The sequence below is a fragment of the Lutispora sp. genome (assembly GCF_041687175.1).
Classification (GTDB): Bacteria; Bacillota; Clostridia; order Lutisporales; family Lutisporaceae; genus Lutispora.
Window position 1 is genome coordinate 1 of the sequence record NZ_JAWLCK010000095.1, and the last position, 10,342, is coordinate 10,342.

Annotated in this window: 10 protein-coding genes and 1 pseudogene; 7 read left to right on the plus strand and 4 right to left on the minus strand. The window is 37.4% G+C overall.

The window, feature by feature from the left end:
• Nucleotides 1-128 (minus strand): annotated as a pseudogene (locus ACESM9_RS11945) ((4Fe-4S)-binding protein); the annotation flags it as partial.
• Between the two features lie 34 nt (nt 129-162).
• Complete coding sequence (locus ACESM9_RS11950; RefSeq protein ID WP_372998822.1) at nt 163-1,788, minus strand: FAD-dependent oxidoreductase; 1,626 nt, start codon at nt 1,786-1,788, stop codon at nt 163-165.
• Between the two features lie 149 nt (nt 1,789-1,937).
• Here ACESM9_RS11950 and ACESM9_RS11955 point away from each other — a divergent pair, with 149 nt between their 5' ends.
• The 5 genes from ACESM9_RS11955 (at nt 1,938) to ACESM9_RS11975 (ending at nt 6,644) form a co-directional block, all read left to right on the plus strand.
• A complete protein-coding gene (locus ACESM9_RS11955; protein WP_372998825.1) occupies nt 1,938-2,858 on the plus strand; it encodes a LysR family transcriptional regulator in 921 nt (306 codons plus the stop codon).
• 156 nt (nt 2,859-3,014) lie between these two features.
• Nucleotides 3,015-3,788 (plus strand): helix-turn-helix transcriptional regulator, encoded by a 774-nt coding sequence (locus ACESM9_RS11960; RefSeq protein ID WP_372998828.1) that lies wholly within the window; start codon nt 3,015-3,017, stop codon nt 3,786-3,788.
• Between the two features lie 194 nt (nt 3,789-3,982).
• On the plus strand, nt 3,983-4,357 hold the full coding sequence (locus tag ACESM9_RS11965) for a hypothetical protein (protein WP_372998831.1): 375 nt from the start codon (nt 3,983-3,985) through the stop codon (nt 4,355-4,357).
• A gap of 181 nt (nt 4,358-4,538) precedes the next feature.
• Nucleotides 4,539-5,084, plus strand: a complete 546-nt coding sequence (locus ACESM9_RS11970) for a hypothetical protein (protein ID WP_372998834.1) — start codon at nt 4,539-4,541, stop codon at nt 5,082-5,084.
• An 81-nt stretch (nt 5,085-5,165) separates the two neighbouring features.
• Nucleotides 5,166-6,644, plus strand: coding sequence for an S-layer homology domain-containing protein (locus ACESM9_RS11975; RefSeq protein WP_372998837.1), 1,479 nt, complete (start codon nt 5,166-5,168; stop codon nt 6,642-6,644).
• A 566-nt stretch (nt 6,645-7,210) separates the two neighbouring features.
• On the opposite strand, the gene ACESM9_RS11980 is transcribed toward ACESM9_RS11975, so the two are convergent.
• Nucleotides 7,211-7,756: an aminotransferase class I/II-fold pyridoxal phosphate-dependent enzyme gene (locus ACESM9_RS11980; RefSeq protein ID WP_372998840.1), complete on the minus strand. Its 546-nt coding sequence runs from the start codon at nt 7,754-7,756 to the stop codon at nt 7,211-7,213.
• 66 nt (nt 7,757-7,822) lie between these two features.
• Here ACESM9_RS11980 and ACESM9_RS11985 point away from each other — a divergent pair, with 66 nt between their 5' ends.
• Nucleotides 7,823-8,035, plus strand: coding sequence for a hypothetical protein (locus ACESM9_RS11985; protein WP_372998843.1), 213 nt, complete (start codon nt 7,823-7,825; stop codon nt 8,033-8,035).
• 194 nt (nt 8,036-8,229) lie between these two features.
• Here ACESM9_RS11985 and ACESM9_RS11990 read toward each other — a convergent pair whose 3' ends face one another.
• Complete coding sequence (locus ACESM9_RS11990; RefSeq protein ID WP_372998849.1) at nt 8,230-9,627, minus strand: PLP-dependent aminotransferase family protein; 1,398 nt, start codon at nt 9,625-9,627, stop codon at nt 8,230-8,232.
• A 226-nt stretch (nt 9,628-9,853) separates the two neighbouring features.
• Between ACESM9_RS11990 and ACESM9_RS11995 the strand changes: the two genes are divergently transcribed.
• On the plus strand, nt 9,854-10,342 hold a 489-nt coding region (locus ACESM9_RS11995), incomplete at its 3' end, for a hypothetical protein (protein WP_372998846.1).

Sequence of the window (10,342 nt, forward strand, 5' to 3'; positions counted from 1 at the left end):
TGAGCAGCTGTTATTTTACCGTTGATTGTTATAATCCTTCCCGAGAAGTTATCCGTACCCTTGTTACTTAAAAATCCTAAAGCTTTTACTCTTTTTTCGTCAGCAGCACTAACAGTTAAACATGCCATAATTAAAATCCTCCAATAAACTAATTTTTATTATCTATATTGTTACTTCATTAAAGGTGGTACCACCTTCAAGAACTAGTGTATTAGTGTAACCGAAATGCTTTAAACGGTTTTGTAGCATATATGCTCTTTTTCCTTTTGTGCATACTAAAAGAAGTTTTTCGTCCTTTGAAAGTTCTGGAAGTTCTCCAGTAACCTTTGTGAGATCTACATAATCAGCACCATCTATGCTTGGACTAATTGATGCATCGATTACTTTGTAGTCTTTGGCTTCTCCATTTGCATAAGCAGCAGGTGTTATTGTTTCAAACTCACCGCTTATTTTATTTAACAATATATTTATAACATGTGAGATGGGATGAATTGCTGTTGAGAATGGTGGAGCATAAGCTAAATCCATATTTTCAATATCTTCAAGAGTTGCTCCCATAGTAATTGCAGTAACAGCAATATCAACCATTTTATCTACAGCACCCTTGCCAAGCACTTGCAAACCTAATAATTGCTTGGTTTCTCTGTCAGCTATCATCTTAACAATGAAGGAAGAAGCATCGGGATAGTAATGAGCCTTATCATCTACAACAGCTACCACACTTATTGTATTGAAACCGGATTGTATAGCAACTGCTTCTGTTAATCCTGTTCTTCCTACATTAAGTTCAGGAAGCTTAGCAACTGCAGTTCCCAGAACTCCTGGATAAGCTATCTTAGTACCGGCAATATTTTTAGCAGCAATACGACCTGCAATATTGGCAGTAGACCCCATGGGAGACCAAGCCGGTTCTTTTGTCAATCTGTTTGTTACGGTACTACAGTCACCAACTGCATAGATATCTTCTATATTTGTTTGTAAGAACTCATTTACTTTAATTGTTTTATTTGGCATCAGTTCAATGCCTGAGTCAACTAGAAAAGCTGTATTAGCTCTGATACCTACAGAAAGAATAACAGCATCTGCTTTGAAAGCACGGTTATTTGTTTTGATTTTCTCAACCTTTTCTTCACCAATAATAGCTTCAAGCTTTGTTTCAGTAAAAGTCATAATTCCTTGATCAGCTAAATGGTTTTCAATATACTCACCAAACTCATCATCAAAGCCAGGAAGAATATGCTTTGCCATATCAATAATAGTAGTCTTAACTCCTTGAGATGATAAATTTTCAGCAATCTCTAGACCTATATATCCACCGCCTACTACAACAGCACGCTTGATTTCGCCTGCTTCAACGGCATTACGCAAGGCATCAGCGTCATCTGGGGTCCTCATAAAGAACACATTTTTCAAATCTATTCCATTAATTGGTGGTTTAATAGCTTCAGCCCCTGTGGCAACAACTAGTTTGTCATATTCATACTTGAGTACTTCTTGCGTATTCAAATTCAGTGCATCTACAGTTTTTTCAGCAGGATTAACTTTTGTCACTTCTACTTCAGTCATTACCGAAACCCCAGTTAGTTTTGAAAAACTCTCAGGAGTATTAACAATTAATTGACTGCGTTCTGGGATAACCTTACTAACATAGTAGGGAAGTCCACAACCTGCATAGGAAATTTCTTTGCTTTTAGTTAATATTGTAACGTCACAATTATAGTTTTCGCGTTTTAGCTTTGCAGCAACTTTTGTACCTGCTGCTACACCGCCTATAATAAGAACTTTCATAATATTTACACCTCTTTGTCTGAAATTTAACAGGCTACTATTTTAATATACCATTTGTTAAGTTAATAATAAAATGATATTATCTAATTATAGTTATAGGTAAAACCTATCAATGATTTAAGATTAATTTTGGAGTAGAAGGTGATAATATGACGATAAGGCATTTGAGAATATTTATTGAAGTTGTTGATAGTGGTAAAATGAGCATTGCCGCATCAAGACTTTTTATTTCTCAACCTACAGTAAGCCAAGCAATCAGAGAGCTTGAGGAACATTATGGAGGGCTCTTGTTTGAACGACTTTCTAAGAAGTTATATATAACAGCAAAGGGGCAAAGGCTTCTTTCCTATGCAAGAAATGTGGTAAAGCAGTTTGATGATATGGAAGAAGCGATGGTTCAAGATAATTATGTTAAGAAAATTAGAATTGGCGCAACCCACACTGTCGGTGATTGCATTCTTGGCGATGTTATTAATGCCTTCAGGAAAAACAATCCGCAAATTGAAACATATTCTTACGTAGATAATACGACGCATATAGAAGATAAGTTGTTGAAATCGGAACTGGATATAGGTATCGTTGAGGGAAAGGTTAAAAGTCCGGATTTGATTTCTATCCCTGAAGTAAATGACTTCTTGGTTCTTATCTGCAGTACACAGCATCCTTTTGCTGAGAAGAAAATCGTTAAGCTAGAAGACCTTGAAAATGAAAGCTTTGCCATGCGAGAACAAGGTAGTGGAACTAGGGAGTTGTTTGAAAGATATATGCTGGAGAAAGGAATGTCAATAAGAATAGCTTTGGAGGGGAACAGCTCTGCTTCTATTAAAAAAGCTGTTATTGAAAATCAATTTTTAGCGGTTATTTCTATAAGGCTAGTAGAAGAAGAGATAAAAAATGGCAAAATACATGTAATTCAGAATACAGATAGTGACTGGGATAGATATTTTAGTATTGTATACCATAAAAATAAGATTGTAACTGATGAAATGGAGAATCTTATTGAGGTAATAAAAGATTATAAACATGTAGACATTCTACAAGGAATTAGTACAGGGAAATTAATGAAATAAAGTAGTAGTTCAAAAGTGGAGAGCGCGGTTGTTCTTAAAAGTGTATATAATTGACGTGGGCAAAAAATAGTGCTACTCTACCTATAATTGGAACAGCTTTATATTTTTTTACATCTGAAGTGCAGTCACTGATAACCATGCAGGGAGTGTGAAAAGATGGAAAGTGACATGGAAAGCAGACAAAAAAATATTATGGATTCATTGCAATCAATCTTTGGACAAGAAGAACTACTTGCCAAAGTTGTTGAGTTCTTCCCTTACCCGATCCAGGTATATGATATGGACGGAACATCGGTGTTGGTAAATAGAGCTATGTTGACTGAATATCATATTTCCAGCCCGGATATGATTGTTGGGAAATACAACGTACTCAAAGATCCTGCCGTTATCGCAACGGGCAAGCTCCATGAGTTGAAGCGGGCTTTTAAGGGAGAGACCTTCTTTTTTCAAGATGTTAGAGTGCCTTTGGAAGAAATCACCGAAAAATATGATATACGGGATTTAGACATTGAGGCAATATATCAGGACATAACGCTATTTCCTATTACAGATGGCATGAAACGGGTGATATATGTTGTTGCATTATTAATCAACAGGAGGGTATATCGGGGCAAGGATGAAATTGAGAAGGCGAAAGAATATATTGAAAGCCACTGGATGGATAGGTATAATGCCAGCGAAACGGCAAAAGCAGCATGTCTTAGTAAAGCCCATTTCACGAAGCTGTTCAAGAAACATACAAGAGTAACACCGTATCAATATTATATCAATTATAAAATCAGCAAGTTGAAGGAGAAGCTACTGGATACCAACCTTTCCGTCGCAGAAGCCTTTGCCGCATGCAACATAGATTATAACGGGCATTTCGCAAAATTATTCAGAGAGAAGGTTGGCGTTTCCCCATCTGTATATCGGAAATTATCAGAGTAAATGAGTCTTCAAGTAAACAAAATAGAAGTCAGGCTTTCGTTAAGCATGAAAGTCTGACTTCTATTTTGCTTCAGAATAACATTTTTGGTACTAAATATAAGTATATCCATCCTATCCTTAATGCCAGTCGGTTAATAAAATATTAGTAACAGAAATGTAAAATAACAGCAGTTTAGATGGAGAGGAGCATTCATATGGATGATAAATCGAAAGAACAAATTATCGATTTTTTTCCTTATCCTATAGCCATATTTACACAACAGTACACATTAGTAATGGTGAACAAGGCTTTTGCGGCAGAAGCAAAACTGCGGTTTATGAATTTTGAAAAAGGAACCATACGCATTCTGCAATATAAGATTAAAGATACACAACTTGCTGTAGCTGTAGTGAAGGTCTTTGGTGGAGATACCTTCTTCCTGGAGGGTTTAAAAAATCCATTTTCAATGTTTTCAGGAACTACACGGAAAAGCGCACCGCAGCCTGACTATTTCAATAAGGCTGTTATTTTTCCTGTCCCCTCCGATAATGCTAAAATCACCCACGGAGTGATTGTGTTTATGCCATAAGCAGGTAGAATAGGATGAATTAGTTGCTATGACAGGAATTCACAAAAGTTTGGGCGTTTTATTAGAGCAATGCTAATTATTAAATATGAAAATATTGGGAGAGGAGATGATAAGACAGGTCTTAAAGGTCATATGCAGGAGATACATAAAACTAATTAATAAGAAGGAGGGAGCAGCGACTATGAAAGCTATCAGAGTGACTGTTGTATTGCTGGTTATTGTTATGACATTTTCACTGTGTGCATGCAGGAAGGTTGAAGAAAAAATAGCTGAAAAGAGTGCTGAAAAGCTTCTTGAGAAAGCAATGGGAGTTGACGTGGACATTACGAAGGATGGCGGCAAAGTAAAGGTTGACGGAGGGGTAATGGAAGTGGGAGAGAACCTCCCATGGCCCAAGGAAGCGATGGGAGATCTGCCAAAACCTGAAGGTAAGATCAAATTCGTTATGGAGGATGAGAAAGCAAAAAACTGTACTGTAACTATAGCAGAGTTTGAGCCTGATGATGCGGCAAAATATATTAATAAGCTTAAAGAAATGTGCATCGAGGGAGGGAACCTGTCAGAGGACGTGGGATTGACTATTTTCAGAGGAGATACTCATAAGAATGCGTCCATATACCTTCATTATAGTCCGGATGATAAGGAGGGTATAATTATATATTATCCAGAAGGACTGGGCAACAGTGCCTATACGCCGAATACCGCAGCAGATGGTGATAATTATTAAGCAGGTTGATTACTATATTTATATCATGGAATATGACAGATAGAATGACCCTTTTCGAAAAAAAATAAGGAGGTAATGTAAATGAAAAAACGCACTTTGAGACTGACTGCAGCAGTTTTGATTATGGCTGTGCTATTGTTTTCTCAGGTATTTACGGCCTTTGCGGGACGGAATGATCCATTTATCAGTGTGACGAAGGATTTGATAGACGGGAAACATGTATTCAGAGTGAAAAGGGTAAAGGATTTGACAACTGGTATGATCAACAGCAGTACCGATATTACCTTCACCTATAAGATACAGTGTGAAAATGATGCTTATGAAGTTTTAAAAGTAGTTGAAGGCCAATCAGGCATGCCTGCTGGTATAAATGATGTCACCATTGATGTGGCTGAGTTGGTGGAAGAAATGAGGGCTGAATTGCCGAAATATAAAACAATAACAATATGGTGTACATTAAAGAATGTCAAGGGTGCAAACCCTGGCACAGATGCCCAGATAATATTGAACAATGTCGATGACATGTCAGAAGAGGATATAAAGGCATTGCAGGAGTTCTTTAGCCAGATGTTTGGAAATATGGAGGAAAAGTCTGGCAAGGCAGATTTCAAAGGTGCAAGTAGTTGGGCCCAGGTTGAGCTTGAAAAGGCAGCAGAATACGGTTTCATAACAGACAGGATCAAGGATAATATGAGTGCTCCCATAACCCGGGAAGAATTTGCGGAGGTGGCGGTAAGGCTTTATGAGAAATATACAGGCAAGCAGGCCACAACTGGAGATATGAGTGTTTTTTCAGATACGTCGAATCCTGAAATATTAAAGGCTTATAATTTGAAGATTGTAACCGGAACGGATAGTGCTAAAAAGCTCTTTACCCCCAAAGGGTCAGTTAACCGTCAGCAGGTTGCTGCCATGCTGTATCGTACTATAAGCGCAATGAACCCTGGAGCTGATTTGGATACTTCAGGGGCAGGTCAGTTTGCCAATGAAAAGGATATTGCCCCATGGGCACTTGAAGCTGTAAGGTTTATGAATAAGAACGGCTTCCTGAAGGGATCCGACAATAAAATTGATCCTAATGGAATCTGCACTAGGGAAATGTCAGTGATCATTGCCACAAGGGTCTATGAGAAGTATTTTGACAATACCACTCCGGTAGGTGGCAAAGATACTTTGAATAACGGCATTTCAGGCACTTCTAAGACTGAGGGGCAGGTGGATGCGGGGTATGAAAAGCTTCCTGCAAACTTCCCTAAAATCGTTCCCATACTTCCGGATGGAAAAATCGTTATAGCAGATGGATTTAAAGGGGATCAGAATGGATTTATCATTTACGCTACAAATTACAGTGTAGATGAAGCCATAAAATTCTACAGCGACGAGAGCCTGTATAAAGATTTTATAAGTATAACTCCCATGGAGAATCCAAATGGAAAATCCATAATGATAAAAATAAAGGGTTACGAATTAATGGTATCAGTTTCTGAAGAATCGGGAAATGAAGCAGGGAGAACTGGCATAATGATAAATGTATTTGGAATAGGCTTCTCCCAGGGATAATGAAAGTAATTCCATTTAATAAAGATATGGTCATTTACACCATATCTTTATTTATTTAAAATAATCTCTTCTATAGAGTACCCATATAGCTCAATGTTTAAGGAGAAGTAAAGGACTTTTAGAAAATTATACTATTGGTTCGTATTTATTTTGGTAGGATTTTATGACATCTCTTATAATTTCAAGTCCTTTGATTAACTCAATTTCATTTTCAGGACTGCTAATTGATATTCGAATAGCATTATGTTTACTATCCATTCCTGTTGAAAACCTTTTTGAAGAAAAGATTTGTACTCCTGACTTCAGAAAATGATGCTCAGTTTCAATATCATCAAAGTTTTTGGAAGTGATAAATATCGAAACAAGGATGTTTTAAATGGTATTAGATTAAATTCTTTTAATATGTCATCAGTTATCTTATTTCTTTCCTTTAGTATATTTAGCTTAATACTGACTATTTCATCATATTTTGAAGTAGCTTGTAAAAGTGATACGATTTCAGCCGTAAATGGAGAAGGCATCCAAGTCAAGTTGTAATCATCAACTATTTTTCCAATCTCAGTTCTCTAATCCATAGGCATTGTAATTGTTGTAGGATTATGACAATCAGGGATTAAATAATTACCTTTAACTCTCTCTCTTTTACAAGTATTCTTTAACTCTTCAATATCTATTCCTGAGTTATCCCCTTTAACTGGTATAAGTATAATACCAAGAAGCTTTGCAAGACTTTTCAATCCTGTATATGTTAATTCATCAACAACTATCCTATCGCCCTTTGTAAATAAGCTTGCTAGAATAACTGAAAGGGCATTTTGTGACCCAGATGTAATTAATATGTTATCAGCATTACTACTGACAAAGGTTCCTTTATCAATTACACCCTTAATCAATCCCTTCTCTTCACATAATGTATAAGCCCTGGTTACAGTACTGTGGCTGATGCCTAAGTAGTTTGCAATAATACGTTGTGGAGGAAGTTTGAAGCCACTTTTAAGCTTCCCATTTTCAATATCTTTTTCAAGACTTTCAGTTATCAATATATAAAGGGGTTTATTTGATTTTTTTAATTCTGGAATCCATGTAATTTCATTGCCATAGTAATTAATCATGATTACACTCCTCGTATTGTACTCCATACAATTTGACTAAGGAGGTTTGAAATACTAAATGATGTTGTGTTTAACCAAGTATTAGCTAGATATAAATCAGATGAGAAAACAAATAAAATAATTAAAGGAGTCCAAGAAACGGATATTTGTTGGCTTGGAGGATCTAAATGGGCTGGGAAGTCGGTAATGAGGATTAGTGTTAGTTCCTATAAAACAACTTATGAAGATATTGATATATCAGCAAAAGAAATTTTAAGAATAGCTAATAGTATTGAATGATTGTTGTACTTTGAGTTGTATTATATGTTGCATACATCACCATCTTAATCAAATGAAAGGCTTGCTGTTGAATAGGAAATGGAATAATTAGTTCTCTTTTCATACAGGCTAAAAATTGGTGAGTCTTTTCTGCAATGAGTAAAAAGCATGGAGAAAGGGTAAGCGAGTGAAAATGAGGACTAAAATATTCCATCTCAGATATCCAATTTTTTAATAATATCAGACAAAAGTACAACACCATTTCTGATTACATCAGGTTCCAGATGCCCATATCCAATAAGTAACTTACTTTGGTGCCTGCCTTTTTCTATGCAATGGCTTTCTACCGGAGTAATATATAATCCATTTTGAAGGCAACAATTATAAAAAGCTTCGCCGAATAGCATTCCGGGAAAATCGATGGCTACATGCAATCCAGCAGAATCTCCATAAGCAACCCACTCGCTGCCAAAGGCTTCTTCCAGTGACTCCAACAGTACCTTTCGGCGCTGGCTGTAAATTTTACGCATCTTGTGGACATGCCTGTCAAGCTTGCGTGTCCTTAAGAATTCTGTCAAGGCAGCCTGCTCAAAGGATGGATTTTGTACATCCGTATGAGTACGCAAATCACACCAACGTGCCTGAAGCCTGTGGGGTAAAATTACATAGCCTATCCTCAGTGCCGGAAAAGCTACTTTACTGAAGGTGCCAACATAAATCACTCGTTGAGGGTCTATTGTGTAAAGTGGAGCTATGGGCTTGCCACTATATCGGAACTCGCTGTCATAATCGTCTTCAATGATATAAAGATCATTTTCTCTGGCAAAGCGAACCAGCGCAGCTCGGCGGGATGCGGGAAGAATTCCTCCCAAGGGAAACTGATGCGATGGTGTTACATATATGGGTCCTGTTTTTTGGCATCTTAAAAGGTAATCTGTCTGCATCCCCTCGGTATCTACTGGTATGGGAACAATGGAGCAGCCCTTGTTTATGAATGTATCAAGCATACCGATATGACATGGATCCTCTATCAATATTTTTTGGTTATCCCTGCACAGAATATCTGCAATAAGATTCAGTCCATGCGTTGCGCCTGCAGTTATAAAGATATCGTCAGGGGAAACATTAAGACCCCGGTTCCTGAACAACCAAGCCGCAATTTCTCTTCGGAGTTCAGGTAATCCCTGCGGTCCGGTATAACTAAAAGCTTCAAGAGGCAACTCCTCGGAAACTTTATGTAGCAGTTGACGCCAAAGGAACCTGGGAAATTGGCTTAGGTCGGGTCTGCCTGTCCGAAAGTCTACTGAAATTGACAGTGCTGCGTTGTTAGTTATTTTAGGAGATAATGGCGGTTCAACTGATTCTATGAATAAACCGTCCGATACCCGTGTGTGGGTTCCTTGACGGCTTATTATGAAGCCCTCTGCAATAAGTAAGTTATAAGCCTCGCAAACTGTATTGCGGGAAACATTCAGCTCTCTTGCTAATTCCCGTGTGGACGGCAGAGCTTCCCCTGCCTTTAGTTTTCCGGATAGCATCAGATCCTTTAAGGCTTGATAAATTTGACGCCATAACTTTAATTCACTTTTTCGGTTTAATTCAATTCCTAACATAATATCTCCAACTGGCTCTATAAAATTCATGCTACACTGGTTCTTTTATAGAACCAGTGGTACGAGTAAAATTATATCATTAGGCAATAAAAATGCAACAAATTTTGGAGGGCAATTTGGTTTTTGTAATCATTAGCATGATTCTTATCGGGAGCGAAAGTATGGATGTTACTTCTACAATATATAAAAACATATAAATCATGGGAAAGGAATGGGTGGAAGAATAATGGATATTTTTATGAATGAAGCAGGAGAGACTAAAAAGTGTTATATTGGAATTCTAGTAATGGAAAACGTGAAAAATGAATCTTCTGAAGATAAACTAATGTTTGTCAGACAGGAACTTGAAGGCACCATCAGAACAAAATATGGTCAGGCAACACGTAAGAACCTGAAAGCGTTCCATCCCATAGACACTTATACCTCATACTACAAGAAATTCGGATATAATTATCATGTGCTGCCTCAGCTCGAATCGGTCATAAAGGGTAAACCTATACTCGGCAGATTACCTTTGGTTGAAGCAATGTTTATGGCGGAGCTAAAAAATATGCTTCTGACATCCGGTCACGACTTAAATAAAATAAAAGCACCGTTGACCTTGACGGTCTCAACTGGCAACGAAAGATATACCGCCATGAATGGGAAAGATGTAACAACCATATCAGGAGATTTCATGATTGCGGATCAGGAGGCTGTTATCTCAAGTATCCTT